At 59.5% G+C, this 25852-nt stretch carries 28 protein-coding genes, 1 tRNA gene and 1 pseudogene; 20 read left to right on the top strand and 10 right to left on the bottom strand.

Annotated elements, in window-relative coordinates:
* Nucleotides 1-4: 4 nt before the first annotated feature.
* Nucleotides 5-151, bottom strand: a complete 147-nt coding sequence (locus BFP96_RS28675; RefSeq protein WP_256548730.1) for a hypothetical protein — start codon at nt 149-151, stop codon at nt 5-7.
* 265 nt (nt 152-416) lie between these two features.
* Here BFP96_RS28675 and feaR point away from each other — a divergent pair, with 265 nt between their 5' ends.
* Both feaR and BFP96_RS01970 read left to right on the top strand, forming a co-directional pair.
* Nucleotides 417-1316 (top strand): transcriptional regulator FeaR, encoded by a 900-nt coding sequence (gene feaR, locus BFP96_RS01975; protein WP_065892727.1) that lies wholly within the window; start codon nt 417-419, stop codon nt 1314-1316.
* Between the two features lie 217 nt (nt 1317-1533).
* Nucleotides 1534-1953, top strand: coding sequence for a hypothetical protein (locus BFP96_RS01970; protein ID WP_065935480.1), 420 nt, complete (start codon nt 1534-1536; stop codon nt 1951-1953).
* 65 nt (nt 1954-2018) lie between these two features.
* Here the strand turns inward: BFP96_RS01970 and BFP96_RS01965 are convergent, their stop codons facing one another.
* Both BFP96_RS01965 and BFP96_RS01960 read right to left on the bottom strand, forming a co-directional pair.
* Complete coding sequence (locus BFP96_RS01965) at nt 2019-3503, bottom strand: aldehyde dehydrogenase family protein (protein ID WP_015372114.1); 1485 nt, start codon at nt 3501-3503, stop codon at nt 2019-2021.
* 138 nt (nt 3504-3641) lie between these two features.
* Nucleotides 3642-4118, bottom strand: a complete 477-nt coding sequence (locus BFP96_RS01960; protein ID WP_015372113.1) for a MarR family winged helix-turn-helix transcriptional regulator — start codon at nt 4116-4118, stop codon at nt 3642-3644.
* Nucleotides 4119-4311: 193 nt separating this feature from the next.
* Between BFP96_RS01960 and BFP96_RS01955 the strand changes: the two genes are divergently transcribed.
* From BFP96_RS01955 to BFP96_RS01910, 10 genes are all read left to right on the top strand, one after another.
* A complete protein-coding gene (locus BFP96_RS01955) occupies nt 4312-5436 on the top strand; it encodes an amidase (RefSeq protein ID WP_065892728.1) in 1125 nt (374 codons plus the stop codon).
* Between the two features lies 1 nt (nt 5437).
* Nucleotides 5438-5989: a nuclear transport factor 2 family protein gene (locus tag BFP96_RS01950; RefSeq protein WP_065892729.1), complete on the top strand. Its 552-nt coding sequence runs from the start codon at nt 5438-5440 to the stop codon at nt 5987-5989.
* Nucleotides 5990-6060: 71 nt separating this feature from the next.
* Entirely contained in the window at nt 6061-6684 is a 624-nt protein-coding gene (locus BFP96_RS01945; protein ID WP_015372110.1) for an NIPSNAP family protein, read from the top strand.
* 416 nt (nt 6685-7100) lie between these two features.
* Nucleotides 7101-8273: an indole-3-acetate monooxygenase gene (iacA, locus tag BFP96_RS01940; RefSeq protein ID WP_065935479.1), complete on the top strand. Its 1173-nt coding sequence runs from the start codon at nt 7101-7103 to the stop codon at nt 8271-8273.
* 16 nt (nt 8274-8289) lie between these two features.
* On the top strand, nt 8290-8652 hold the full coding sequence (locus tag BFP96_RS01935; RefSeq protein WP_003232696.1) for a hypothetical protein: 363 nt from the start codon (nt 8290-8292) through the stop codon (nt 8650-8652).
* A 19-nt stretch (nt 8653-8671) separates the two neighbouring features.
* Nucleotides 8672-9946: an aromatic ring-hydroxylating oxygenase subunit alpha gene (locus BFP96_RS01930; protein ID WP_065935478.1), complete on the top strand. Its 1275-nt coding sequence runs from the start codon at nt 8672-8674 to the stop codon at nt 9944-9946.
* 15 nt (nt 9947-9961) lie between these two features.
* Entirely contained in the window at nt 9962-10438 is a 477-nt protein-coding gene (locus tag BFP96_RS01925; RefSeq protein ID WP_015372106.1) for an aromatic-ring-hydroxylating dioxygenase subunit beta, read from the top strand.
* An 11-nt stretch (nt 10439-10449) separates the two neighbouring features.
* A complete protein-coding gene (locus BFP96_RS01920; RefSeq protein WP_015372105.1) occupies nt 10450-11190 on the top strand; it encodes an SDR family NAD(P)-dependent oxidoreductase in 741 nt (246 codons plus the stop codon).
* A 50-nt stretch (nt 11191-11240) separates the two neighbouring features.
* Entirely contained in the window at nt 11241-12200 is a 960-nt protein-coding gene (locus BFP96_RS01915; RefSeq protein ID WP_015372104.1) for a PDR/VanB family oxidoreductase, read from the top strand.
* Nucleotides 12201-12211: 11 nt separating this feature from the next.
* Nucleotides 12212-12709: a flavin reductase gene (locus BFP96_RS01910; protein ID WP_003232688.1), complete on the top strand. Its 498-nt coding sequence runs from the start codon at nt 12212-12214 to the stop codon at nt 12707-12709.
* Nucleotides 12710-12769: 60 nt separating this feature from the next.
* Here the strand turns inward: BFP96_RS01910 and BFP96_RS01905 are convergent, their stop codons facing one another.
* The gene (locus BFP96_RS01905) at nt 12770-13645 is read right to left on the bottom strand and encodes a LysR family transcriptional regulator (RefSeq protein ID WP_015372103.1); all 876 of its coding nucleotides are present in this window, start codon (nt 13643-13645) and stop codon (nt 12770-12772) included.
* Nucleotides 13646-13759: 114 nt separating this feature from the next.
* Between BFP96_RS01905 and BFP96_RS01900 the strand changes: the two genes are divergently transcribed.
* The 7 genes and pseudogenes from BFP96_RS01900 (at nt 13760) to BFP96_RS01870 (ending at nt 19231) form a co-directional block, all read left to right on the top strand.
* Nucleotides 13760-14887 (top strand): muconate cycloisomerase family protein, encoded by a 1128-nt coding sequence (locus BFP96_RS01900; RefSeq protein WP_015372102.1) that lies wholly within the window; start codon nt 13760-13762, stop codon nt 14885-14887.
* Between the two features lie 12 nt (nt 14888-14899).
* Complete coding sequence (gene catC / locus BFP96_RS01895) at nt 14900-15190, top strand: muconolactone Delta-isomerase (protein WP_015372101.1); 291 nt, start codon at nt 14900-14902, stop codon at nt 15188-15190.
* A 41-nt stretch (nt 15191-15231) separates the two neighbouring features.
* Nucleotides 15232-16161: a catechol 1,2-dioxygenase gene (catA, locus tag BFP96_RS01890; RefSeq protein WP_015372100.1), complete on the top strand. Its 930-nt coding sequence runs from the start codon at nt 15232-15234 to the stop codon at nt 16159-16161.
* A 313-nt stretch (nt 16162-16474) separates the two neighbouring features.
* A pseudogene (locus tag BFP96_RS28670) lies at nt 16475-16615 on the top strand (Na+/H+ antiporter NhaA); the annotation flags it as partial.
* A 199-nt stretch (nt 16616-16814) separates the two neighbouring features.
* A tRNA-Lys gene (locus BFP96_RS01880) sits at nt 16815-16889 on the top strand.
* Nucleotides 16890-16944: 55 nt separating this feature from the next.
* Nucleotides 16945-18315 carry a hypothetical protein gene (locus BFP96_RS01875; RefSeq protein ID WP_065935476.1) on the top strand — a complete coding sequence of 457 codons (1371 nt, stop codon included), beginning with the start codon at nt 16945-16947 and terminating at the stop codon, nt 18313-18315.
* Nucleotides 18275-19231: a hypothetical protein gene (locus BFP96_RS01870; protein WP_139113313.1), complete on the top strand. Its 957-nt coding sequence runs from the start codon at nt 18275-18277 to the stop codon at nt 19229-19231. The genes BFP96_RS01875 and BFP96_RS01870 overlap by 41 nt, the downstream gene beginning before the upstream one ends.
* 344 nt (nt 19232-19575) lie before the next feature.
* On the opposite strand, the gene BFP96_RS01865 is transcribed toward BFP96_RS01870, so the two are convergent.
* Together BFP96_RS01865 and deoC are read right to left on the bottom strand one after the other, a co-directional pair.
* Nucleotides 19576-20202 (bottom strand): hypothetical protein, encoded by a 627-nt coding sequence (locus tag BFP96_RS01865; protein ID WP_065892740.1) that lies wholly within the window; start codon nt 20200-20202, stop codon nt 19576-19578.
* A gap of 99 nt (nt 20203-20301) precedes the next feature.
* Nucleotides 20302-20985 (bottom strand): deoxyribose-phosphate aldolase, encoded by a 684-nt coding sequence (gene deoC, locus BFP96_RS01860; RefSeq protein ID WP_065935474.1) that lies wholly within the window; start codon nt 20983-20985, stop codon nt 20302-20304.
* 128 nt (nt 20986-21113) lie between these two features.
* Between deoC and deoR the strand changes: the two genes are divergently transcribed.
* Entirely contained in the window at nt 21114-21872 is a 759-nt protein-coding gene (gene deoR, locus BFP96_RS01855) for a DNA-binding transcriptional repressor DeoR (RefSeq protein WP_065935473.1), read from the top strand.
* Here the strand turns inward: deoR and BFP96_RS01850 are convergent.
* The 4 genes from BFP96_RS01850 to BFP96_RS01835 all read right to left on the bottom strand — a co-directional run.
* A complete protein-coding gene (locus tag BFP96_RS01850; RefSeq protein WP_065935472.1) occupies nt 21869-22915 on the bottom strand; it encodes an aldose 1-epimerase family protein in 1047 nt (348 codons plus the stop codon). The genes deoR and BFP96_RS01850 overlap by 4 nt on opposite strands.
* On the bottom strand, nt 22912-24243 hold the full coding sequence (gene fucP, locus BFP96_RS01845; RefSeq protein WP_065884316.1) for an L-fucose:H+ symporter permease: 1332 nt from the start codon (nt 24241-24243) through the stop codon (nt 22912-22914). The genes BFP96_RS01850 and fucP overlap by 4 nt, the downstream gene beginning before the upstream one ends.
* Nucleotides 24244-24276: 33 nt before the next feature.
* Nucleotides 24277-25200 carry a ribokinase gene (rbsK, locus tag BFP96_RS01840; RefSeq protein WP_065892744.1) on the bottom strand — a complete coding sequence of 308 codons (924 nt, stop codon included), beginning with the start codon at nt 25198-25200 and terminating at the stop codon, nt 24277-24279.
* A 240-nt stretch (nt 25201-25440) separates the two neighbouring features.
* A partial coding sequence (locus BFP96_RS01835; protein WP_256548728.1) for a methyl-accepting chemotaxis protein occupies nt 25441-25852 on the bottom strand: 412 nt, incomplete at its 5' end.

Raw genomic sequence — 25852 nt, 5'->3', positions numbered from 1 at the left:
CCTGTTATTCAGCGCGCACTGCGCTGCTGCGCTGAGCCTCGACGAACGCCGCCAGGCGTTCGCTGGCATCGGCATTCAGCTCTTTGTAAGACTCCCCGGTGGCCTGCGCCATGGTCTTGATCATGCGCTTGGGCGCCAGCCAGTAGTACAACGCCGCCGACTGGCCTTTGAGTCATGCGCTGAAGTTGGATTTCGCAGCGCGTGGTCGACACCACAGGCTATCGGGCCTGGTCTGCGAACTATATGGGCTGGCGCCCTTGCACAAAGGTTTGGCAACAGCAGGCAAACCACGGCCTTCCAGTTGATTTTTTTGCGAGTTGGCGCGCTCTGTGCTTAATCATTAAAAGTAAGATTTTTTTGTTACCTGAATCACGTGAAAAGCGCACTAATAATGGGCGTGCCCCTGGGAGAATATGATGAATGGTCAAGCGTTGTCGGCATGGAACGAAAGTGTGAACGCGGCTTGCGGTCGTTTCGAAACGCGCTATGACCATTGCCAGAGCCTTTTCATCGGGGAAATGAAACAAACACTGATAGGCAGCACGGCTGTTGCTCACATCCGCAGCAATGCCCATGTGATTGCCATGGATAGTCGGTCAAGCGGGCGCGATTCAGTGGGCCGGTGTTTCCTTGTGTTACAACAGCAGGGTTCAATGGCCATTGAACTGGGGGACCGGGTGGTTGACCTGCGGGCGGGTGACCTTGCTTTGCTCGACTTTTCCGAGGGGGTAAAAATGATCCCCCAGGGGTTGTTTTCCCATGTGTCGATCCCTCTGCCGCGTGAGCTGTTCAAGGACCTGGAGCGCGCCCGCTTCGGCAAACTGTCGACTACGGGGGGTTGTGGTCAACTGCTTGGCACGCTGGTGCGTCAGGTCGCTGGAGGCGAGCTGGCTCAGTGGTCTTGCCCGCAGGATGGCGACGGCGTGCAACGAGCCTTGGTTGCCTTGCTTGAGTCGGTGATGGAGTACCGCGCCAGCGACCACTCGCCGGGGTGGCAGTTGCATGAAGTGCAATCGGTCATCCAGCAGCGGCTCGACTCACCGCGGCTGTCGCCGGCGTCGTTGTCCGAAGAACTTGGCATTTCCAGCCGCCAGCTCTACCGGCTGTTCGAGGCCAGTGGCGACAGTGTTTGCCGGTACATTATGCGTGAGCGGCTGTTGAAGGCGGCGCAGGATTTGCGCGACCCCGTTTGCTCGCATCGCTCGATCACCGAGATCGCCAGCTATTGGGGGTTTGCCGACTCGGCGCATTTTTCCAAGACGTTCAAAAAGCAGACGGGGCTGACACCGAGCACCTACAGAAGTCGCGGGCGCTGAGTCCGGGTTCAGCGAACCGTGCGGATATGACTGCTTTCGTGTCGCATCCGCGCGGCTTTTTGTTGTCCGCGATTTGAGCGCAACCTGACAATAATTTGCAAAATGCTGTCCAGCATGTCCAATCAATCGGCGCCCGACTGCATCAGAATTTCTGTGTACCAGCTTAGAAACCGGCCCACAGCGATCTGATCCATTCATTCATTGAAACGGGTGCTTCATGACCAAGAAAGTATCGTCTTCCCTTGTGCTTCTGGCTGCACTGGCCTGCGGCTTTCCACACGCGCAGGCGCAATCCTCCGAACCGCTGCAGAGCACCATTGAGAACAAGCTGAACGGTATTGCCGCCAGCCGGCCGAAGAAAGACGCCAGGACAGTTGTCGAGCAGGTCTACACCGAGCAGACCCAGATCACCGGCGAAGGGGCAGCGGAGCGTTATCAGGGCAAGGCGCAGCTTACCGGCCTGGTTCAGCACCTGATGGCGGGCTCCAGGAGCACCGTCATCCATCTCAACCGGTTGGTGCAACTCAACGATGAGTCGGCCTACACCTGGGTGACGTGGGACGTGACTCCGGCCGGCAACGAGGAGCAGTTGAGTACGGCGGGGCGATGCGTGTCTGCCGTACTCGTTCACAAATAATGTTGGATCTCTACCTATCAGGTAGATAGAGATCTGCTTTTGATCTGCCCTCAAGTTCCTTCGTGTCAGTAGCGGATGATCACCGATTTCAGCTCGGTATAATCGTCGATAAACGCACTGCCGAACTCACGCCCGACACCCGACGCTTTCATCCCGCCAAACGGCACGCTGGGGTCGACGAAGGTGTGCATGTTGACCCACACCGTGCCCGCTTCGATTCGCGGGATCAGACGCAAGGCCTTGGACAGGTCGTTGGTCCAGATGCTGGCGGTAAGGCCGAACGGGCTGTCGTTCATTAGCTCGACCAGTTCTTCTTCATCGTCGAACCCCAGCACGCACACCACCGGGCCGAAGGTTTCTTCGTGCAGCAGTGGGTCGTCCTTGCCGGTGGCCACGATCAGCGTCGGTTCCACGTAGTAACCGGCGCGGTCCACTGCACGTGCGCCGCACACCACCTGGTTGCCCTGCAGGGCGCGGTCGAAAAAGCCGAGGATTTTGTCGAAGTGCGGCTTGTTCGACAGCGGGCCGAACTGGGCGTGTTCGTCCAGGGGCGAACCGATGACCATCTGCGACAGCATCGCGGCCATCTTCTGCGTCACTTGCTCGACGAGGGAGCAGTGCACGAACAAGCGCTCCGGTGAGGCGCACACTTGACCCTGATGCACATAGGCCGACTGCACGAAGCGCGCCACGGCGTCATCGACATTGGCATCGGCCAGTAGTGCCGCCGCGTTCTTGCCGCCCAGTTCCAGAGTGACGCGGGTCAGGTCGGCGGCCATGGCGGCCTTGCCCACGGCAATGCCGGTGGGCACCGAGCCGGTGAACGACACCTTGCGCACCTGCGGGTGTGCGATCAACTGCTGACCGACCTGGCCACGGCCGTTGACCACGTTGATCACGCCCGCCGGAATCCCGACCTCAATCGCCAGTTCTGCCAGGCGTAGCAGAGACAGCGGCGTGTATTCGCTGGGTTTGAGCACGACGGTGCAGCCGGTAGTCAGCGCGGCGCCGAGCTTCCATACGCCGATCATCAACGAGAAGTTCCACGGCACGATGGCCGCCACCACGCCCACCGGTTCGCGCAGGGTGTAGGCGCTGTACTGCTCGCCGTCCATGGCCGGAAACGACGGGGTCATTGTCTGGCCGCCGATCTTGCTCGCCCAGCCGGCGAAGTAGCGCAGGAACACCGCGCTCTGGCCCACTTCGATATGCCGCGACAGGTTGATCGATTTGCCGGAACTCAGGGTTTCCAATTGCGCCAGTTCTTCGCCGTTGGCTTCTATCAGATCTGCCAGGCGGTTGAGCAGGACGCCGCGCTGGTAAGGCGTGACCTGTGCCCAAGCGCCCTTGAAGGCGGTAGCCGCGCTGTCGACGGCCAGGTTCACATCTTCGGCCTGCGCATCACGCAACTGCGCAACGGTCTCGCCGGTGCCGGGGTCGATCACGCCGATGCGCTGCGCTGACGCGCTGGTGTGCACGGCGCCATCGATGAAGTTGGAATGATCGCGACCCAGGAAAGCAACGACTGAGGGCAATAAGGCAATGTGCATGGCGGGGCTCCAGTGAAAGGTTCGTCGCGCCCGTTGGGCGCTCGAAAGACCTCTGCATTAAAAGCCGATACGCGCCTGGCTGCTTGTTCAAGCCTGCCAGGAAGTTGACTATGCGCGACAGGCTATGTCGCGGCTGGCCTAGGGCTCGCCGAGGTTGTCGAACACCGTTTCGAGCAGGCGGCTCAGGCGCTGGATCTGCGCTTCAGTCATGCCGGTGAAGCTGCGTTTGAATACATCGCGGGTCGCCACCTGGATGCGTTCGATCGCCGCGCGGCCCTCAGGGGTGATTCGCACCTGGGTGACGCGGCCGTCGTCCTCGCAGGGCGCGGTATCGACCAGGCCATCTTCCTTCATGCGATAGACCGTCTTGGTGATGGTAGACAGCTTGGCGATCGCGTGGGTGGAAATCTCAGAAATGCTCGACTGGCCGTTCTCCTTGAGGATCAGCAGCACGCGCCAGCGCGGGATATCCAGGCCGATTTTCTTCAACGCCTTTTCCATGTACTGGCTGTAGCGGCCATGCACCATGGCCAGCCAGTAGAACGGAAAGTCTTCCTTGTGAAAGTTTTCGCTGCCGGGGTCGTAGCGGTTTGCGGTTTTTTTTACAGAAGTCATGGCGTGCTCATGTCAGAGGAGGCGAGTAATCATAGACTTTTCTCGTGAATTGGGCACGGTTATTGAGCCGTACGGTCTGGGTCGACAATCATAAATATAATTGACAATTCACGTAATATTCGGTGAGTGTGAAAAAAAGGAAAGGGCGCATCGGGCGTCCGTATTCCGTAATTCGTACTGAAGGTGACGTGACATGACCCTGGTGATTGAACAGCTTTCCCTTGGCGGCGATGGTCCGACCGTGATGGTCAAGGACACTATCGATATCGCCGGCCTGCCAACGCGTGCGTCGAGCCAGGCCCTGGCGGATGCCGCGCCGGCCACCGCCCACGCCGATGTGGTGCAGGCCTTGCTGGACAAGGGCTGTCGCCTGGCGGCGAAAACCAGTCTGCACGAGCTGGCGTTCGGCACCACGGGCATCAATCACTGGGCCGGCACCGCGCCGAACCCGCGTTTTCCGGGGCGTATTCCAGGCGGTTCCTCCAGCGGCTCGGCAGCTGCCGTGGCTGCGGGGCTGGCGGATTTCTCCCTGGGTACGGATACCGGCGGTTCGGTGCGCATCCCCGCGTGTTGCTGTGGTGTGTTCGGTTTTAAGCCGACGTTCGGACGGGTCAGCCGCCGTGGCGTGATGCCGACGCACAGCAGCCTCGACTGTGTCGGCCCGTTTGCCGCGAGCCTGCCGATGCTGGTCACGGCCATGCAGGCGATCGACACGACCTTCAAGCCCGTGCCGACACCCGCCGCGCCGCGCCTGGGGATTGTGACGGTGCAGGCCAGCAAGGAAGTACAGCGCGTGATCGACGCTGCCATCGCCGGCAGCCAATTGCCCAATGAACCCCTCACGCTGCCCAGCCTCAAGGCGGCCTATGACGCCGGCATGGTGGTGATCAACCGCGAGACCTTCGATGCCTGCGGACATTTGCTGGACACCGGCAAGGTCGGCGCCGACATCGCCGCGCGCCTGGCGGCCGCCGACAACACCACGGCCACTGCGCTGGCCGAGGCCGAGCAGGTGCGCCTGCGCTTCACCGCCGAAGTCGATGCGGCGCTGCAACAGGTCGACGTGCTGGTGCTGCCAACCATGCCGGACTTCCCCTTGACCCTGGCCGAGGCGACCGACACCCAGGCGGTGCTGGGCATGACCGCCTTCGTCCGCCCGTTCAACCTGTCGGGGCATCCGGCGCTGAGCATCCCGCTAGCCAGTGCCGAGGGCCTGCCGGTTGGCCTGCAACTGGTGGCCGCCAAGGGCGCGGATGAGCAACTGCTGGCCATCGCCGGTCGCCTGCTTGAAAGCCTGTACGCTGGGCATGGTGGCTGAAATGAGCACAAGCATTCCCCGCGCAGACTTGGAACAACGCCTGCGTCGCTTTGAGATCCAGGACAGCGTCCGCGCCTGCATGAACCGCTACATGGTGTTGTGTGACGCCCTCGACGCACACACGCCGCTCGACGAACTGGCCGGCTTGTTCACCGAAGATGCGGTGTGGGAGGGCAAGGGCGCCAAGTACGTCCAGAGCTTCGGCGGCTATCGCGGGCGCGCAGCCATTGCCGCGATGTTCGCCGGCTACATGAAAACCCCGGCGCACTTTGCCCTCAATGTGCACTTCCTCGCCAGCGAGCTTATCGAGGCGCGGGACGCCGCCGTGGTCGGCAGTTGGGTGATGTTGCAGACGTCCACCTTCGCCAGCGGCGCCTCCCACCTCAACGCCGCGCGTCTGAGCGTGCGCTTTGCCGAGGAAGACGGGCAGTGGCGCATGGCGCATTTCCAGACCGAAAACCTGTTCAGCCGCCCGGTACAGGCGTGGAGCAGCGACGCCGAGCTGCCGGTGCCCAAGCCTGCCGCACAGGTGAGCGATAGCGCTCACGAATAACCCCTGACTTTCATATTCCGCGACTGCCGATAACGGCGGGCGCGCTGTGCGCGTGGCGCCTGGAGATTGCTTTGAAACTGTTCGAACTGTTGACCTTCACCTTGCGTGTACGCACCGTGCCGCAAGCCTTGCCACGCCTGGAGCAGAGTTTGCGCGAGGCGGGCGAGGGCGTGCATTTGATGGGCTGCTGGGTATCGGAAATCGGCTCGCAGAATCTTATCGCGGTGCTGCGCGGGTTCGACGATGGCGGCTGTCGTGAACGCGAACGCGAGCGCTATCTGCTGGCGTCCGATGGCTTTGCGATCGGCGAATTTCTGCTTGAACAGCAAGTGGATGATTACAGCGCCTTCGATTTTGTCGAACCGCTGCCTCCCGGGGCTCATGGCCCGTTCTATGAATTGCGCGAATACAACCTCGTGCCCAGCGGGCTGGCACCGACGTTGCGTGGTTGGGTCAAGGCCGTGGAGCGGCGCACCGGACCGGACTATTCCCAGGTGTATGCCGCGTTCTATGCCACCAGCGGGCAGATTCCGCGCTACTTGCACATCTGGCCCTACAGCTCGCTGGAACAGCGCCTTGAAGTGCGAACTCGCGCCGTGGCCGAAGGCGCCTGGCCGCCGGAAAATTCCGCGCCGCAACTGTTGCAGATGCACTCCACGGTCTATCTGCCGGCGCCGTTCTCGCCGCTGCGCTGAAAAAATTGCACAGAGCACCCCCTGTAGGAGCGAGCTTGCTAGCGGAGAACTCTCAGACACCGCGTTTATCCAGGTGGTACACGTCATCGTTGAGGTTTTTAGCGGGCAAGCTCGCTCCTAAATTTTTATATTTTTTAAAAATAAATTTTTAATTTATTAACGATAATCCCATTTAAAACAATGAGTAATACTTATTTCATCCAATATTTACGCAAAATATTACGTGATTAGTATTGTTTTTAAGCGTGATAAATCAATTGACAATTCACGTAACCAAGCTCAAATTCACCCCAACGGCACCCACAAAAACAAAGGTAACCACTATGCCGATCCATCGCCCTCGTTACGCCCCGCGTCCCCGCTCGACGCTGAATTCCCGCCCAGCCCAATACCGTTCCTGAAAACGGAGTCAATCTATGCATTCGCTTAAAAAACCAGCGGTTGATACGGTGAGCTCGCTTGCCAGTGGCCCCGCCTTCGAAGCCTTGCTGGTCGATGTGCGTGAACGTGCCCGAGCCGGCGAGTTCGACTGCCAGCGCCACATTTCCCAGGACGTGATCGAGGCCTTCAAGCAGCACGGCGTTTACCGGGCACTGGTGCCCAAGCGCTTTGGTGGCCTGGAGTGTTCGCCGGCCGAGTTCTGCCAGGTGATCGAGCGTATTGCCCAGGCCGATGGTTCCGCCGGTTGGGTTGCCAGCTTCGGCATGAGCCCGGTGTACCTCGCGGCGCTGCCGCTGGAGAGCATCGCCAAGGTGTATGCCAACGGTCCGGACGTGGTGTTCGCCGGTGGCATCTTCCCGCCGCAACCGGCGGAAGTGGTCGAAGGCGGTTTTGTGGTCAATGGTCGTTGGAAATATTCCAGCGGCTCCCTGGGCTCCGACATTGTCGGCGTCGGCATCGCCCCGAAAAACGGCGACACTTTCGGCCTGCCACGCATTGCGGTAATGCCGCGCAGCGCGATCCGCATCGACGAAACCTGGGACACCGTCGGCCTGCTCGGTACCGGTAGCCATGACCTGGTCGCCGAACATGTGCGGGTCTGCGAAGAGTGGACGTTCGTGCGTGGCGGCTTGCCGAATCTGGACGAGCCGTTCTTCCGCTACCCATCGCTGTCATTCGCCACCCAGGTGCTCTCGGTGGTCAGCTTGGGCGTTGCCCGTGCGGCACTCGATGCCCTGGCCGACATGGCCAGTGGGCGTGTCTCGGTCACTGGCGCCCCGGCGATTGCCGATCGGCCCCTGGCCCAGGTCGACATTGCCCGTGCCGAAGCCGAGTTGCGTGCCGCACGGGCGTTTTTCTACGAATCCATCGACCGCGCCTGGGACTACGTCCTGGCCGGCGACGCGGTAACCGTGACCGCGACTAACCTGCTGCGGCTGTCGTCGACCCATGCCACCCGCGTCGCCGCCGATGTGGCGCGTACCGCGCAAATGCTCTCGGGCATGAGCGGCGTGTACAACGACAGCCCGCTGGCCCGCTGCGTCAACGACGCCCAAGTGGTGACCCAGCACGCCTTCATGGGCGACATCACCTATCAAAACGCCGGAGCCATGTTCTTCGGCAAACAGCCTTTGCCTGGCTACCTCTAACCGTCGAGGAAATAAAATGAGCGATAAAAAGACCTTGCGCGTGCTGTTCTGCATGGGCATCAACCAGAATTTTTTCGATGCCGCGCGCGACGAGCAATTGCAGGTGTGGGCAGCGTTCAGTGCAATGTGGAACGGCATTCACGACCTCGCCGGCGTCAAGGTGCTGGGCAACATGGATGACGACCAGAGCATGGTCGGGCCTTCGGATGGCTTCCCGTGGACTACCTATCTGCTGGCCGACGTGCCGGACATCGAGACCGTGCATGCCGCCTGCAACCTGTTTCGCACGACACCTGTGGGAGATGGCCCGTACAAGCTGTGGCGCTACACCAAGGTCGAAGCCCGGGTTGGGCGCGAGCTGATCATTCAGCGCACTTGATACGGACGAGGACACTCCCATGAGCAAACTGATTCCCGCCATAAACCTTGACGTCGACCCCGCCGACCTGGTTCAGGCTGACCGCGTCCACACCTCGATGTATACCGACGCGCAGCTGTTCGACGCCGAGCTGGAGAAAATTTTCTACAGCACCTGGATCTGGGTCGCCCACGCAAGCGAGATACCCGAAAACGGCAGCTACAAGACCACCTATATCGGCAAGCAGCCGGTGATTGTGGTGCGTGACCGCAAGAAAGACGTGCACGTGCTGCTCAATCGCTGTCGCCACCGTGGCGCCACCGTGTGCGAACACAAGAAAGGCAAGACCAACAGCTTCGTCTGCCCGTACCACGGCTGGGGCTACGCACTCGATGGCTCGCTGCGCGGCATTCCACATCCGGAAAGCTATGGCGACTGCATCGACAAGGCCGAGCTGCCGCTGGTCAGCCTGCGCACCGAAAGCTATGCCGGCATGATCTTCGCCACCTTCAAGGACGACATCGAGCCACTGGAGGATTACCTCGGCGCGGCGAAGAAATGGATGGACCTGTTCATGAAACAGGGCGCCGGCTATGGCATCAAGGTTCCGGGCGAGCACCGTTTCCGTTTCCCCGGCAACTGGAAGATCCAGCTGGAAAACACCACGGACGCCTACCATTTTCCGCTGGTGCACAAGAGCTTTCTGTCGTCGGTGGATGAACAGACCCTTGAGCTGTTCGACTTCGTCAAGGGCCCCGGCTACGTCGAGGACCTGGGCAACGGCCACAGCGTGATGGTGATGATTCCCGACCTGATCGACCTCGAAGCCGACCTGGACAAACCGATCCCCGAGCGCTTCGAAGGCCTCGCGGCCGAGCTGCGTGACGGAGGTATCGAAGAGCAACAGGTGCGCCGGATCGTGCGTGCGGTCGGCGGCACCGGCTTCAACCTCAACCTGTTCCCCAATGTCGCTTGCTCGATGGCGTTCTTCCGGGTGCTGCAACCGATCTCGGTGACCGAGACCGAAATCCACCACTCGGTGATCACCATGGACGGCGGCCCGGCCGTGGCCAACCGTTATCGCCTGCGTCTGCATGAGCACTTCCAGGGCCCGATGGGCTTCGGCACCCCGGACGATTCCGAGGCCTGGGAACGGGTCCAGAAGGGCGCCAGCGCCGGTGAACGCCTGTGGATCATGCTCAACCGCGGCTTGCCCGGCGAGCAGGCCAGTGCAGACGGGCTGGTATCCGATGTGAGTGCCGAAACCGGCATGCGCGCGGCCTATCAGCAGTGGAAAAAGATGATGTCGGCCTGACCCGTGGAGAACCTTATGAACCTGCAATTACTGCACGAAGTGACCGCTTTCATCTGGCAGGAAGGCGACATGCTGGACCACGGGGAATACGACGGCTGGTTGAAGATGTGGACCGAGAAGGGCACCTACATCATACCCATCGATCCTCTGGAAACCGACTTCGAGAACACCCTCAACTACGCCTACGACGACCATCATATGCGTGAGCTGCGGGTGCAACGCCTGACCGGCGGCGAATCGATTTCCACCAGCCCGCAACCGCGCACGGTGCGCATGCAGTCGCGGTTTCGGGTGTTGGCCGATGACGGCGTGCAGGTGACGGTGCGCTGCGCGCAGAACATCCGTGAGTTCCGCAAGGAAAGCCTGAAGTTCTACAGCGCCGACCTCACCTACCAACTGATCCGCAGCGAGGGTGGTTTCAAGATCCAGCGCAAAGTGGTCAGCCTGATCAACAGTGACGATGCCCTTGCCGGTATCGGCTACATCCTTTAAGGAGCGCCGAAATGAGCCAGATCGCATTGGTGACGGGCGCGGGTCAGGGCCTGGGGCAGCATTTCTGCGCGAGCCTGCTGCGGGCCGGGTACTCGGTGGTCATTACCGACCTCAACCTTGACGCCGCGCAAGCCTGCGCCAAACAGTTGGATCCCGCCGGCGAGCACACGCTTGCGCTGCAACTGGACGCCGGCAGCAAGGCCGATTTCGAAGCGGGCCTGGAGCAGGTGCTGGCGCGTTTCGGCGCGCTGCACGTGGTGGTCAATAACGCGGCCGTCACTAAGACCACGCCGCTGATGCAGATCAGCCCCGAGGAATTCGACGCCGTGGTCGGCCTGAACCTGCGCAGTGTGTTCCTTGGCTGCCAGGTGCTGGGCGCGCACATGGCCGAAACCGGCTATGGACGCATCATCAACATGGCCTCCCTGGCCGGGCAAAACGGCGGCACCGCGACCGGCGCGCATTATGCCGCGAGCAAGGGCGGCATCGTGACGCTGACCAAGATCTTCGCCAAGGAATTTGCCGCGCGCGGGGTGACGGTCAACGCGATTGCCCCAGGCCCTATCGAATCGGCGGCGGTGCGCGCGGCGATTCCGGCCGAACGCTTGCCGGGCCTGATGGCCAATATTCCGGTGCAGCGCCTGGGCGATGCGGATTTTCTCGGTGACTTGATTGTGCAGTTGGCACGCCCCGAGGCGTATTTCGCTACCGGAGCCACTTGGGATGTGAATGGCGGCCTGTTCATGCGCTGACTGATACCGGCCGCTACGGCGGCCTTTGCGAACTCCATGGAATAATGGCCATGACTGAAGAACTGTTGGACGTAGTCGTGCGCAAGCGCGAGCTGCAAGGGGACGGTGTTGTCGTCCTGGACCTGACCCGCCGTGACGGCGCGCCGCTGCCGATGTTCGATGCCGGTGCGCACGTCGATATCCATATCGGGCCGGGGCTGGTGCGCCAGTACTCGTTGTGCAGCAACCCTGCCGACCCGAGCCTGTATCGCCTGGGTGTGCTCAGGGATCCGGCCTCGCGCGGTGGTTCGGTCGGGGTGCATGACATCCTGCTCGAAGGTCACGAGGTGCAGATAAGCCTGCCGCGCAACCTGTTTGCGCTGGCGGCCGATGCGCGGCGTTCAGTGCTGTTGGGTGGCGGTATCGGTGTCACGCCGATCATTGCCATGGCCTATGCGTTGCACGCGGCCGGCCAAACTTTCGAACTGCACTACTGCGGGCGTGAGCGTAAGCGCAGTGCGTTCCTCGCGGAACTGGCCAGCGCACCGTTTGCCGCGCAGGTGTTCACCCACTTCGATGACGAAGGGCCCGAGCAGAAGCTCTATCTGGCCAAGGTGCTGGGCAAGGGCGAGGCCGGCGTGCACATGTATACCTGCGGCCCCGCAGGGTTCATGGACTGGGTGATCCAGGGCGCGCGCAAGCAGGGCTACAGCGAGTCGCACATCCACAAGGAATATTTCCAGGTGGAAGTGGACAACTCGGGTGGCAGTTTTGAAGTGGTGGCCGCACGCAGCGGCAAGACCGTGCAGGTGGCCGAAGGGCAGAGCATTCTCGCCGCGCTGGCGCAGGTGGGCGTCAAGATCGAGATTTCCTGCGAGCAGGGGGTGTGCGGGACCTGCCTGTGCGACGTGCTCGAAGGAGAGCCGGACCATCGCGACGTGTACCTCACGGACGATGAAAAGGCCGGCAATGACCAAATTCTAGTGTGCTGTTCACGAGCCAAATCCAAAAAACTCGTGCTGGATATCTAAGGGGAACGACCATGATAGATGTAGGCAGCTTTCGCAATGCAATGGCCATGCTGGGCGGTGCCGTGTCGGTCATCACCACCGATGGCGCCGCAGGACGGTTCGGCTTTACAGCGTCGGCGGTCTGCAGCGTGACCGACTCACCGCCCACGCTGTTGGTGTGCATGAACCGTTCCTCTCATTCCAACGAGCATTTCAAGCGCAATGGCGTGGTGTGTGTTAACACCCTATGCGGCGATCATCAGCACCTGTCCGGTGCTTTCGCCGACCGCACGCTGAGCATGGATGAGCGCTTTGCTGTGACGGGGTGGACCACCCTGGAAAGCGGCGCGCCGGTGATGCTCGAAGCGCTGGTGAACTTCGACTGCCGGATCGCGCAGGTCCACGAAGTGGGTTCCCACAGTATTTTCTACTGCGAGGTGCAGACCATTCGCCAGAGCGGTGCGGACGAGGGCCTGGTATATTTCAACCGCGCCTATCACCGCCTGGGTGAAGCCTCCAAGGCTTGCTGAATGCCACGTTCGCTGGAGAGCGAACGGTAGCCGGGTTCAGACAAACCCGGCCGGAGGAACTCAGATCAATTCTTCCACCAACTGCAGGCAATGTGTAAGCCCCGGCGACTGGTCATTCATCCGCCGGCTCAGAATGATCGGCGAGGTCGCAGTGGTTTCCACAACAGGCGTGTAGCCGATGTCCGCGCGGTGCAGCACCTGCACCGAAGCCGGTACCAACGTCACACCCATGCCCGCGCCGACCAGGCCGATGGCGGTCTGCAATTCGTTGGTCCATTGCGCCACCTTGAGGCTCAGGCCATGGGCGTCGAACAGCGCGATCACATGGTCTGCATAACTGGGACGCGGATTGCCGGGGTACAGCACAAAAGGCTCTGCGGCCAACTGGGCGAGGGTGGCTGGTGCGGCCAGCAACGGGTGGCGGGCGGGCAATACGGCGACTAGTCGATCTTCCACCAGTACGCGCTGGACGATGGCCGAGTCGTCGATGCGGATTCGCCCGAAACCCACATCGATCCGCCCGGCCTTGAGCGCTTCGACCTGTTGTAAGGTGGTCATCTCCGACAGCCCCAATTCCAGCTCCAGCGCCTCGTGGGTGCGCAGCATGCGAATCAGTTCCGGCAACACGCCATACAGGGTCGACGGCGCAAAGCCGATGCCCAGCCAAGTCTTCTCTCCCTGGCCGATGCGCCGCGTGTTGGCGCACACCGTGTTCAGCTGTTCCAGCAGCACATTGGCATGCTCATAAAAAAACCGTCCGGCCTCGGTCAGCCGCAGCGGCCGGCCGCGTTCGAGCAGAACAACCCCCAGCTCATCCTCCAGTTGCTGGATCTGCCGGCTCAAGGGCGGTTGGGCGATGTGCAGGCGTTCGGCGGCGCGGGTGAAGTTAAGGGTTGCCCCCAGCGCTTGGAAATAACGCAGGTGACGTAGTTCCATGATCACTCCCTCCATACCCTAAGGGTATTGTTCGAGACTCATTCTATATTGGATGCCCTGAAGAATAGGGAACAGAATCGGATCAAATCTAAAAAGAACTCAACAGGTATCGCCATGCCCATTTGCGCCATAGAGTCGATCGAGACCATCATCGTCGACCTGCCCACCATTCGCCCGCACAAGCTGGCGATGCACACGATGCAGAACCAGATCTTGGTGATCATCCGCGTGCGCTGCGCCGACGGCATCGAGGGCATCGGCGAATCCACCACCATTGGCGGCCTGAGCTACGGCAATGAAAGCCCCGACAGCATCAAGGTCAACATCGATCGCCATTTTGCGCCGCTGCTGATCGGCCAGGACGCCAGCAATATCAATGCGGCCATGTTGCGCCTGGAGCGCAGTATTCGGGGCAACACCTTTGCCAAGTCCGGCGTCGAAAGCGCCTTGCTCGATGCGCTGGGCAAACGCTTGAACCTGCCGGTCAGCGAACTGCTCGGCGGCCGCGTGCGCGATGCGTTGCCGGTGGCCTGGACCCTGGCCAGCGGCGACACCGAAAAGGACATTGCCGAGGCCGAGAAAATGCTCGACCTGCGCCGCCACCGCATCTTCAAATTGAAGATCGGCGCCGGTGAGGTCGACCACGACCTGGCCCACGTGATCGCAATCAAAAAGGCCCTGGGCGACCGCGCCAGTGTGCGCGTGGACGTTAACCAGGCGTGGGACGAGGCGGTGGCATTGCGCGCGTGCAAGGTGCTTGGCGACAACGGTATCGACCTGATCGAGCAACCGATTACCCGCAATAACCGCGGTGGTATGGCGCGGCTCAACCTGTCGAGCCCGGCACCGATCATGGCGGATGAATCCATCGAATCTGTGGAGGACGCCTTCAACCTGGCCCGCGAAGGCGCGGCGTCGGTGTTCGCCCTCAAGATCGCCAAGAACGGCGGCCCCCGCGCGGTGTTGCGCACGGCGGCAATCGCCGAGGCGGCGGGCATCGGCCTGTACGGCGGCACCATGCTCGAGGGCGGTATCGGCACCCTGGCGTCGGCGCATGCATTCCTCACGCTGAACAAACTGGCGTGGGACACCGAACTGTTCGGCCCACTGCTACTGACCGAGGACATCCTCACGGAGCCGCTGGTGTACCGTGATTTCCACCTGCATGTCTCCACCGCACCGGGCCTGGGCCTGGCCATCGATGAGGAGCGCCTGGCGTTCTTTCGTCGTGACAAACACTGAGAGGCACCTGCCATGTTGTTCCATGTGAAAATGACCGTGAACCTGCCCCTGGACATGAACCCCGAGCGCGCGGCCAGCCTCAAGGTCGATGAGAAGGCCCTGGCGCAGCGTCTGCAACAGGAAGGAAAATGGCGCCACCTGTGGCGTATCGCCGGACATTACGCCAACTACAGCGTGTTTGATGTCGACAGCGTGCAAGACCTTCACGACCTGCTGATGCAACTGCCGCTCTTCCCTTATATGGCCATCGAAGTGAACGCCTTGTGCCGGCACCCTTCGTCGATCCATGAAGATGACCGCTAAGCCTGTCATTCACCCAATAATTACAAGATGAGGAATGCACTATGTCCACCCGACTGTCACAGACCGACCACGCTCAACAGTTTCTTGAAGAGGCCAGCGGCAACCTTAACGATGGCGGCAACCCGCGCACCAAAGCGTTGGTGTACCGAATTCTGCGCGACACCGTGAACATCATCGAAGACCTGGAGGTGACCCCCGAAGAATTCTGGAAGGCGGTCAACTACCTCAACGAACTGGGCAAGAACCAGGAAGCCGGGCTGCTCGTCGCGGGGCTGGGGCTGGAGCATTACCTGGACATGTTGATGGACGCCGCCGATGTCGAGGCCGGCAAGACCGGTGGCACCCCGCGTACCATCGAAGGCCCGCTTTACGTGGCCGGTGCGCCGTTGTCCAAGTACGAAGCGCGGCTGGATGATGGGACCGATGCCGCCGCGCCGCTGTTCATGCGTGGTCAGGTGCGCGATACCGACGGCAATCCACTAGCCGGCGCGATTGTCGATGTGTGGCAAGCTAATACCGGCGGCACGTATTCGTGGTTTGACCCGACGCAATCGGAGTTCAACCTGCGTCGACGCATCGAAACCGATGCCCAGGGCAACTATCGTTTCCGCAGCATCGTGCCGTCGGGTTATGGCTGCCCGCCGACCGGGCCGACCCAACAGTTGCTTGATCAACTCGGGCGCCACGGGCAGCGGCCGGCGCATATCCATTTCTTTATTTCGGCACCGGGTTACCGGCACCTGACCACACAGATCAACCTGTCGGATGACCCGTACTTGCACGACGATTTTGCGTATGCCACACGCGATGAACTGATCGCCGAAATCCGCTTCAGCGACGATCAGCAACTGGCGCGGGAGTTGGGCGTGCAAGGGCGCTTTGCGCGGATTGATTTCGACTTTGAGCTGCAGGTGGCCGCTGCACCGGTAGAGCAGAAGCGCATGCAGCGCGTTCGTGCGCTCGAGGATTGAGCGCGGTAGGGCAGGTGAGTACCTGACTGTTCGGGATTACGGTGTGTCGGTCAGTCTATCGACCGATAGATCGCAACGGGGGCGCAAGCAGACTTTAGTTGCATTGCCTGGTCAGCGGATGCTGACCAGGCTTGGCGCAGAGGCTTTTTGGAGAAACTCAGCCGAATTGATCTGCATATTCAACTACGGCTTTAGACTTCCTGCTACGTGTTAGCTGATAAGAAAAAATTGCCAGCCACATGAACCAGCCTGGCATCACCATCAGGACGACGCTCAGCCATTTCGCGGCTGACGACCGTGCACTTTTCGCCAAGGGTGGGCTATTCCTGCAGCGACCGATATCGCGTTTGCCTTGGGCGTACTGTCGCTGCTCGGTAAACGTGTGCACATTTCGTTGAAAATTTTTCTGTCCGCGCTGGCGATTCTTGATGACCTTGGCGCCGTACTGACCATCTGCTCTCCAAAACTTGTTCATGACCGACTGTTCAGACCGCAGCGGTGCAAACACATCCAGTTGCCTCTGGCATTGCAGCGGGGGGGGGGGGAAGTTACACCAATATTTTCGAACGGGAGTAATCTCTGTATGCGTCATGAGCGGCAACGTTTTTCAGTCTACACATTCGTTCGTTGCGAGTAGACAATGTGCGCTCTGTTCCGGGGTAGTTCAGCGGTAGAACACTCGGCTCTTAACCGGGTGGGCGCTGGTTCGAATCCAGCCCCCGGACCCACTACATCGCAGGGTCAGAAGGACATATGTCCAGGCACGATAGGGAATCGGATGCAATGGCCGGCATAAACGCCGGTTATGCGGTCTTTCAGTTATCTCGAGCATTGACCGCATCGGGTCTAGACACTGTGAAAGCGCGTGAACGGATTGAGCGCTGGCAGCAGGTGGTCGAACACATGGTGCAGGGCACCGCGCTGTATGGCTCGCGTATACCACTCGTGGATGTGCCTGAATGGGTCACACTGGAGGTAGTCACGGGTGGTTTTGCCACTGGACGGTATCTGGCCAGTGGTGCACTGACCGAGTACGAACGGCGGCTGGCCGCCTCAATCCCAGGCATCCGCCCTGGTTTTGAACGACTTGATCTCAACACCTGGCACCTTACGGATGAGGGGATCGAAGCACTGCAAAAGCAACTGGTGAACAGCGACTATCGGATCGATGTACCAGAAGAGGCAGCGCTACTGTACGTGGCCTGGCTGTTGGGACAGCAGCGCACGGAGGAAGCACGCAGACTGATTGAGTCGATCGCACCTTTTTTTGAGCAACTGCGTTTCTTTCCAATGGCTTCTGACGGGCTACCGCTCGCGGCGGTGGAAGTGCAGATCTTCGATGTCGGCGATATCAAAAAGCTGCTTTCAAAACTCCCTGCGCAGCAGCGTCTGGCGGTGCAAAAACATGTGGTCGTGACTCGGTTGCCTTTCTACGATGCAGCTATCTCGCTCTTCCTCTTAACGTACCAGGATGATTGGCCTTGCCGGCAATATCCTGAAGGCTGGCTTGAGCAGGCGAATGCGCTAAGTAGTCAGTTCGATGCCACCGGTAGCAATGACATCCTCAACGTTGAACCTTTCAGGGGCCGGGTAGGGGAGTTGTACGCGTTGCTAAGGCTCTGCTCCCGTGACCCAATCTCGTTGACAGGGCGTCAAGTCGGACGTATTCGGCGGATCGTCAATGATTTCGTGTGCAAACATGGTCATCCTGAATCCGAAGATCATCTACAGAGCCGAGCCATGCAACGCCATCAGGTGGCCGCGCCCGAGCATCATCTGATCGCCAAGGCGGTTTCTGAGCGTCTGACCAGCTATACGAACTCGGAAGGCATCTCTGATTTTTCGTCCCTGTTGGAACCGATTACCAATGAGGAGGCGAAGGCATATTCGCTGAAAACCGGTGTCGCCATTCCACCAGCAGTTCGCCGACGCCTCGAGCGCTGTCGAAAGGGAACCATCAGTCAGTTGATTGACAAGGGATTGATCACATCTGGGGATACCGTGGCGCGAGTACTGCCAGCGATGACGGCCGAAATCTGCAGTGCTGGTTCGCGATACGACACTGCGCACGTTGTCTATCGCAACGTATCGTGCTTTTCGGCGACGCCGTTCATTGCTGCTGCTCAACCTACAGAGCCAAGTCAAAATCAGTGAGTTGCCTTGGGTGGCGGCCGTTGAAGGTGAACGAGAGGCACACACTGTCGCCGTTGAGGGAGCCAGACAAGCCTTGATCGAATCCTCGGCAACAACCCTCGCTGCTTTCCCTCAGGCAATCCTTCCGAACAAGCTACTTCAGGAGTTTGGTTCGCTTGCTGTCACGGCGAAGCTGGATCTTCCTTTTGTGGAGGAGGTCGCGGCGGACATTTTCATGGGAACCTTTTCGAATAAATTCGTGGAAGCAGCCAGGCGAGCGGCCTCATTGATAGATGGCACCCTTTACGCCCATTATTACGACATCGACACGAACCAACTGGCGATCCTTCCCGATAAGCCGAAATCAAAGAGCAGAAACTATTTCCAGCGTGACTTGGATACCAGTGATGCATTGGCGAACCTGTGCGCACAGCGGGCTAATGCACCCTTGGGTGGATGGCATTCAGCAACCAACGGCAGGATCATCGAGCAACAACAGATTTTGACGACGCAAAACCTTTCGCTTCTATTTGGTGATCTCGGTTTGAAAGCGCTGCTACATCATCGCTTGGGCTCACTTGCTCAGGAGTGCTTTCAATGGATATGCATGCGGCAGCAGATGAAAATCAAGTTCTATCACTCTAGCCTGGTGATGCTCAAAAATACCGCTTATGCCTGGCGCCAGATGGTGTTTTATTTATCCATGCAGGATGACGCCGAGAGGCGTTGCGCAATCGATAGCATCGAAGCTCATTTCGCGGCTCAACCCATTGCATTCCGAGAGAGATTTCTACCGGCAATTATGGGGTTGCGTGTGGCAGCTTCCGGGCTCCCGTTGACCCTGAACCGCCGGAAAAGTGAGGGGGCTCAGGTTTTTCTCGGATGGACCACCGAACGACATTGGTTGTTACCGCCGCAAACGAATGACATCAGTTAACCGCTCGGCTGTATCGATGAGGCGTGCTTGAACGCCTCAAAAGCGATATCTGTTATCTGGCTGGAGTTCTTGTACAGACGGGGCAAAACTTTCATGCATACATCAGGGACCGAATTCAGGAAGGACGTCCAACGATAAGAGCATGAACGTCTGCAAAAATCGGAACGTGGTGGCGCGTGACCTCAAGCACAAGTATAGAAAGTTCCACCCTGACACGTAATTTAACATAATATACATTATGCGTACCCGCATATACCGCCCACGGGTATCTCCACAGCTGCTTTTCACCAGGCCGAATTTCTCTGAGTCGAGAAATTCGCCGTCGTGCACGCAACTGCTCGTGATTAACGCTTGTCCGGATAATCCACGATGGTTTCGTGCTGCAGCACTTTCCCGTTCACTTCCAGCGTTATCGTTTTGCGGATGCGCGTTCCACTGAATTGGCCTGAGCGCGGCACCGGCTTTTCACGTCGCAGTAATCCGTCGGTAATGAGATTGACGCCCAGCGCGCCGCCCAAGAGTCCCATCAAGCCTGCAAGAAAACTCATTGATTGCGTCATCGTGTCGAAGACTGGCTCAAGCATTTTTGGGATGTCGGGAGGCTCTGGGCATGCATTGGTCTGTTTGGCCTTTTCACAGGCACTCGACCAACTTTTCAGTGACTCAGCAAGCGTATTCGCGGCTTTAAGCTGTTGGTTGTGCTTGAAATCGATAAACGCGTACCAGACGTACGTACCTGGTGCCACAGAAAAAACCACCATAAACACACCGCAAAGCACATGCTTGCGCGCGATATTAAGGGCCCCGAATTTTTTCTCCGAGTTGATTCCCCAATAAATAAGCCCTGTCACGATCGCCCAAACTACGAACGCGGCCAGATACTTCAGCCAAAAAGCATTGAGCTCAGCATTGCCCCCCGTAAAATAGACCCACTTATCCTTGATGCTTGTAACTATCGCTTCCACGCTCACTACGGCCTCTCACATCCCAAGGTTTGGGCATAACTCAACTAAATGACTATTTAGTTGAGTTATCATATGGCAACTATTCTTACCCCGCGAAAAAACGCTTCAATAACCACTCGCCGCCGTCATCGCCCCACCGACAATCGCAATCCCTGAACTGCTGCCCAAGCGTGTGGCCCCGGCCTCAATCATCTTCAACGCAGTCGGATAATCGCGCACGCCACCAGAAGCCTTCACCCCAACCCCGGCACCCACAGTTCTACGCATCAGTGCCACGTCTTCGACCGTAGCTCCGCTTCGACTGAACCCGGTGGACGTCTTGACGAAGGCTACACCCAGGTCACGGCAGATCTCGCAGGCTTGAACCTTCTGTTTGTCATCCAGCAAGCAGGTTTCCAGGATGACCTTCAACGGCACGGCGCGGCAAGCCTGTTGGACCAGCGCGATGTCTTCGCGCACGGCGTCCAGCAGCCCGTCCTTCAACCAGCCGATATTGAGCACCATGTCGATCTCCCCTGCCCCGGCGGCAATCGCCCGTTGGGCTTCGAAAGCCTTGGTATCGCTCAATCCGGCGCCCAGTGGAAAGCCGACCACGGCGCAAATCACCACCCTGTCGTCGGTCAGGCACGAAGCGGCGTAAGGCACCTGCGCAGAGTTGAGGCACACCGAATAAAAGCCATGCTCGCGGGCTTCCTCGCACAAGGTGCGGATCTGTGCCTGGGAGGCGTCGGGCGCCAGTAACGTGTGATCGATGTACTTGGCCAATGCGGCGGGTGGGAGACTGTTCATTTAATGGGCCCTTGCCTGTATGTTGCCAATGATTGTGAGGCGCTTGTCCCAGCGCCTACATAATTTCGTTACAATACTAACAATTAATGTTACTTATTTAACACCAACAATCAAGCCCTGGAAGACTCGTGGACAGTAGAAAAGCCGAGCGATTGAAGCTTATCCAACAAGCCCTGCAGGACCAGAACGCCATTCACCTGAAGGAAATGGCCGCACTGTTGGACGTTTCCGAGATGACCTTGCGCCGCGATCTCAACCATTTCAGCGATCACCTGCGGCTGCTGGGTGGCTATATCACCCGGGTCGGCAATGAGAGTGGCGATTACCGAGTAGCCGAGCAGGACACGCGTCACGTCGAGGAAAAGCGCCGCATCGGCAAACTCGCCGCTTCTTTGGTTCAGGCCGGCGATACGGTATTTTTCGACTGTGGTACCACCTCGCCTTTTGTCGTTGATTTCATCCCCGATGCGCTGGAGTTCACGGCGGTGTGCAGCTCATTGAACGTGCTGCTCAAACTGCAGAACAAACCCAATTGCAACATCGTGTTGTGCGGCGGCACCTTTCACCGCAAGAACCAGGTCTTTGAAAGCAGCGCCGAAAGCAGCATCCTCGATAGCGTGCGCCTGACGTGGGCCTTTGTGACCGCGGCCGGCGTCAGCCAGGCGTTTGGCGTAACGTGCTTCAACTTCAATGAAGTCGAGGTCAAGCAAAAGGTCATGCGCCAGGCTCAGCAACGCGTATTGCTCGCCGATTTCAGTAAGTTCGACACAGTGCGCACTGCGCACTTCGCCGCTCTTGAGGATTTTCAATACGTGGTCAGCGACAAGAAAATCCCCCGCAGCTACAAGGACGTCATTCAGGCCAATGGCGCGCAATTGCTGGTTTAATCCAGCAACCGTTGCCGTTCCTGCGCATTCAAATACCCGGTACTGACACTGAATGAAGCGCTGGCTCCGGCCGCCAGCGAACGCACATGGCCTTTCGCCTTCTCGGCTTTATAGCCCTCGGGTTCGCAGGTAGACGGCAACACGAACGCCGCCACTTGTTGATCTGGCGTGTACAGGATCCAGCGTGCGGCGTGCGCAAATTGCTCGGGACGGTAGCGGGTGTAGAACGCCGCACCGCTGGGATGATCCAGCAGAAAATGCGCCTGGCCCCTGGCGTCTGTGCCGACCCCGTCGAAGAAAAATACGATCTCGGGGTCGTACAATGCCGGTTGCTCCAGGCGGGCCAATTGCGCAGGCTGCTCGGCCAGCCGCGCCATATAGGCACTCCATGCCGGCGTCGGCTTGACATGGTCCGGCACGCTGGTGCGCAGACGCTGGCGCTGTATGCCCAATGGCTCGACAAAGCGGGCGCCGTCCACGTACGCGTAGTTCATGTGGGCCATGTACATCAGGTCCATGGGCTTGCCGGCCAGGTTCGTCACCTGCATGTCGATATCGAACACGGCCGAATCGGCGCGCAGCGTCACGCTGGGACTCGCTCGGTAGCGATCGCCGAATCCCTTGGCATATTCATACGAGCCGCCCAGGCGTACAACGCCCTCGTCCACCTCCAGCCAGGCCGTATCCATGGGCGCGCAGGGCATTTCGCCGTGCAAGGCATGCGTGTCATCCGGCGCGGGGCAGCCGTTGCGCAGCAGCCCACTGTGAAACATGAAGCAGCCGTAAGTATCGATTATCGTCGGACTGGGCCGAGGTTGCTCGAACAGGTTGCTCATGGTCAAGTCGCAACCGTCGAACACGGCTGACCAGATCATCTGCCCTTGAAAAGGCAGTATCACCAGTCGCCCACGGCTATTCTCCAGGCTCACCGCCAGCACGCCGGACGGGTAGACCCAGGCACTGACCTTGAAGGCCGACGATTGCAGGAGGATTTTCTCCTGCTCGGCAAACACCGCAGGGTACAGCGCGATATGTGTATTCATGAGGCTACCGCCCTGGTCGCGCCCACCGGTAAGGTGCCGGATTGGCGCATGCACTTGAGCGCATACATCACGATCACAATGAAACACAGCAACGGCACGCTGTAAGCCAGTTGCATGTTGCCGCCGCTGGCGTCGGACAACAGGCCCTGGAAGATCGGGATCACCCCGCCGCCGACGATGCTCATCACCAGCAATGAACCGCCGACGCCGGTGTCTTCACCCAGGCCATCGATGGTCAGACCGTAGATGGTCGGCCAGCAAGGGCCGAGGAAGATACTCACGCCAACCGCTGCATACACCGCCGAAATGTTCGGCACCAGAATGGTGTAGGCCAGCAGCACGATGCACAGCACCCCGTAGATCGCGAGTACCTTGGCGGGATGCAGGCGACGCATCAACAGGTTGGCAATCAACTTTCCGACAAAATAGGCGGCAAACGTAGTCAGCAGAAACCATGATGCGCTGCGTTCATTCATACCGCCCATTTGCATGGCCAGGCGAATGGTGAAGCTCCATACGCCGACCTGTGCGCCCACATAAAGAAACTGCGCCAATACGCCAAAGGTAAAGCGCGGGTTACGCCACAGCCGCCCCAGGCTTTGACCCAGGCTGCCGGGCTTGCTGCCGGCGGGCTTGTTGCCCTTGCACGCAGGGAACCGCGTAATGGCGATCAGGATAAAGATCAGCACCAGCACCGCAATCATCCATTTGTAGGGCAACAGCGTGGACTGGATCATTTGCAACTGCTGCACCGCTGCCTCGGAGGCGCTCATCCGAGCCAGCTGTTCAGTGGTGGCGTCGGTGTCCTTGAACATCACGAAACTGCCCACATACACCCCGGCCATGGCACCGAAGGGGTGAAAGGTCTGCGAAATATTCAAGCGCCGGGTCCCGGTTTCTCGGGGCCCCATCAGTGTCGAGTAGGTATTGCAGGCGGTTTCAAGGAACGACAGGCCGGCGGCGATCACAAACAGCGCCAGGAGGAACATGCCGTACTTGGCCGTGGAGGCGGCCGGGAAAAACAACAGGCAACCCAACATGTATAGCAGCAGCCCGATCAGAATCGTGCTCTTGTAGCTGAAACGACGCACCACCATCGCGGCCGGAATAGCCACAAAAAAGTAGCCCAGGTAAAACGCCGACTGCACAAAGGCCGTCTGGAAATCACTCAGCAAAAATGCTTTCTTGAAGTGGGCGATCAGCACGTCGTTCATGCTCGCGGCCGCAGCCCATAGGGCAAAGATGCTGCACAGCAGGATAAAAGCGAACCAGGGCGTGCGGTTCAGGTAGAAACCGTCGGGTGTCTGTTGCAGCGCAGGTGTGTTCATTATTGTTCTCCGGGCTGGGCTGGGCTGAGGGTGTCAGCGCTGTTGTTGCTCAAAGCGATTGAACGTTTCACTGTCGGGATAGGAACTCTGCGTACCCAGCCCCATGACCGAGCAGGCGGAATACGCCACCGCCCGCTCCATGGCCTGGCGAATATGGCGGTCGCGGTTCCAGTGGTGAATGAAACAACCGATAAAGGCATCTCCGGCACCGGTGGTGTCGCGGGCTTCAACCCGTACCCCCGGCACCTGGAACTCGCCCTCCTCCCCCACGTACAGCGCACCGTGCTCGCCGAGTGTCACGATCACGTGGCGGATGCCGCTGGTCACCAGGCTACGGGCGGCGGTCTGGGCCGATTGCGGCGAGTCCACAACGTGGCCGCTGATCAACGCCAGCTCCGATTCGTTGGGGATCAGGAAGTCAAGGTGCGCCAGGTGCTCACGACTCAAACCGGCCAGGGCCGGTGCAGGGTTGAGGAGCACCGCGATACCGTGCCGGTGAGCGAATTCGATGGCGTGGTAGACCGTGTCAAGATTGATCTCCAGCTGCAGCACGATCAGCGTGCATTCGCGAAGGTCGGCGGCAGCCGCCTCGATGTCCGCCGGCAGCAAATGCGCATTGGCTCCCTTGACGATCAAAATGCTGTTGTGAGAGTCGGCCCGAACAAAAATCGGTGCGACGCCGCTGGAAACGCCAGGCACGCGCTGCACATAACGGGTGTCGATACCAAAGCGCTGGAAGTTGGCCACTGTGTTGTCGGCAAACATATCGTCGCCGACCTTGCTCAGCATCAGGACATCAGCCCCAAGCTTGGCGGCAGCCACCGCCTGGTTGGCCCCTTTGCCGCCGCAACCCATGGCAAAGCCAGGCGCTTCAAGGGTTTCGCCCTGAACCGGCATGCGGTCGATATAGGTAATCAAATCCACCATGTTGCTGCCGATGACTGCGATCTTGCTCATTGCTATTCCACCTTGTTACGGCTGGACCAGGCAGGCCATGCCGCTCTTGTTTTGTTATTTAAATAACATAAGGTGTGAATATTCAATCTTTTTTTGCGCGAACGATTCAAGTCATCGTACGAACAGGCGCTGACAAGGGTCGGGCATCAAGCGCCGGGGCGCGACGTTGAGCCGTTGCTGAATGATAATTTCACGCAAAAAAAACCGGCCCACCAGGAGCCGGCCACGAAGACGCCCGCGTTACAGTCTGAACCGATCCACGGACTGCGACAGTTTGCTGGCCAAGCCAGCCAACTCATCGGTGGTCGAGGCGGTATCGCCAATAACGCGACTATTGCTTTGCGACATGCCGGCAATCATCTCCACCTGATGGGCGATCTCGTTACTGGCCAAACTCTGTTCACTGATGGTGCGGGAAATATCATTCACCAGCTCCGTGGTATTGAGCGTGGCCTCGAGGATCTCGCGAATCGCGCGTTCCACGTCGGCCGTGACGGCCATGCCCTTGTCGACTTGAGCAACGCCCTCCTCCATGCTGGTCACCGCTTCACGGGTGTTCTGCTGGATACGCCCGACCATGCTGGCGATTTCCTGGGTCGAGGCGCTGGTGCGCCCTGCCAGGCTGCGCACTTCGTCGGCCACCACGGCGAAG

Origin of the sequence: Pseudomonas sp. 34 E 7 (assembly GCF_900005715.1) — a bacterium.
Classification (GTDB): Bacteria; Pseudomonadota; Gammaproteobacteria; order Pseudomonadales; family Pseudomonadaceae; genus Aquipseudomonas; species Aquipseudomonas orientalis_A.
This window is presented reverse-complemented; position numbering and strand designations above follow the sequence as displayed.

Bases quoted from the DNA above. Each gene is read 5' to 3' on its own strand.
- BFP96_RS01955 (WP_065892728.1), top strand. From the start codon at position 4,312: ATGACCCTGGTGATTGAACAGCTTTCCCTTGGCGGCGATGGTCCGACC.
- BFP96_RS01925 (WP_015372106.1), top strand. From the start codon at position 9,962: ATGAACCTGCAATTACTGCACGAAGTGACCGCTTTCATCTGGCAGGAA.
- BFP96_RS01900 (WP_015372102.1), top strand. From the start codon at position 13,760: ATGCCCATTTGCGCCATAGAGTCGATCGAGACCATCATCGTCGACCTG.
- catC (WP_015372101.1), top strand. From the start codon at position 14,900: ATGTTGTTCCATGTGAAAATGACCGTGAACCTGCCCCTGGACATGAAC.
- BFP96_RS01970 (WP_065935480.1), top strand. From the start codon at position 1,534: ATGACCAAGAAAGTATCGTCTTCCCTTGTGCTTCTGGCTGCACTGGCC.
- fucP (WP_065884316.1), bottom strand. From the start codon at position 24,243: ATGAACACACCTGCGCTGCAACAGACACCCGACGGTTTCTACCTGAAC.
- BFP96_RS01920 (WP_015372105.1), top strand. From the start codon at position 10,450: ATGAGCCAGATCGCATTGGTGACGGGCGCGGGTCAGGGCCTGGGGCAG.
- BFP96_RS01935 (WP_003232696.1), top strand. From the start codon at position 8,290: ATGAGCGATAAAAAGACCTTGCGCGTGCTGTTCTGCATGGGCATCAAC.
- rbsK (WP_065892744.1), bottom strand. From the start codon at position 25,200: ATGAGCAAGATCGCAGTCATCGGCAGCAACATGGTGGATTTGATTACC.
- BFP96_RS01960 (WP_015372113.1), bottom strand. From the start codon at position 4,118: ATGACTTCTGTAAAAAAAACCGCAAACCGCTACGACCCCGGCAGCGAA.
- BFP96_RS01915 (WP_015372104.1), top strand. From the start codon at position 11,241: ATGACTGAAGAACTGTTGGACGTAGTCGTGCGCAAGCGCGAGCTGCAA.
- BFP96_RS01910 (WP_003232688.1), top strand. From the start codon at position 12,212: ATGATAGATGTAGGCAGCTTTCGCAATGCAATGGCCATGCTGGGCGGT.
- feaR (WP_065892727.1), top strand. From the start codon at position 417: ATGAATGGTCAAGCGTTGTCGGCATGGAACGAAAGTGTGAACGCGGCT.
- BFP96_RS01850 (WP_065935472.1), bottom strand. From the start codon at position 22,915: ATGAATACACATATCGCGCTGTACCCTGCGGTGTTTGCCGAGCAGGAG.
- BFP96_RS01950 (WP_065892729.1), top strand. From the start codon at position 5,438: ATGAGCACAAGCATTCCCCGCGCAGACTTGGAACAACGCCTGCGTCGC.
- deoC (WP_065935474.1), bottom strand. From the start codon at position 20,985: ATGAACAGTCTCCCACCCGCCGCATTGGCCAAGTACATCGATCACACG.
- BFP96_RS01905 (WP_015372103.1), bottom strand. From the start codon at position 13,645: ATGGAACTACGTCACCTGCGTTATTTCCAAGCGCTGGGGGCAACCCTT.
- BFP96_RS01875 (WP_065935476.1), top strand. From the start codon at position 16,945: ATGGCCGGCATAAACGCCGGTTATGCGGTCTTTCAGTTATCTCGAGCA.
- iacA (WP_065935479.1), top strand. From the start codon at position 7,101: ATGCATTCGCTTAAAAAACCAGCGGTTGATACGGTGAGCTCGCTTGCC.
- BFP96_RS01965 (WP_015372114.1), bottom strand. From the start codon at position 3,503: ATGCACATTGCCTTATTGCCCTCAGTCGTTGCTTTCCTGGGTCGCGAT.
- BFP96_RS01930 (WP_065935478.1), top strand. From the start codon at position 8,672: ATGAGCAAACTGATTCCCGCCATAAACCTTGACGTCGACCCCGCCGAC.
- catA (WP_015372100.1), top strand. From the start codon at position 15,232: ATGTCCACCCGACTGTCACAGACCGACCACGCTCAACAGTTTCTTGAA.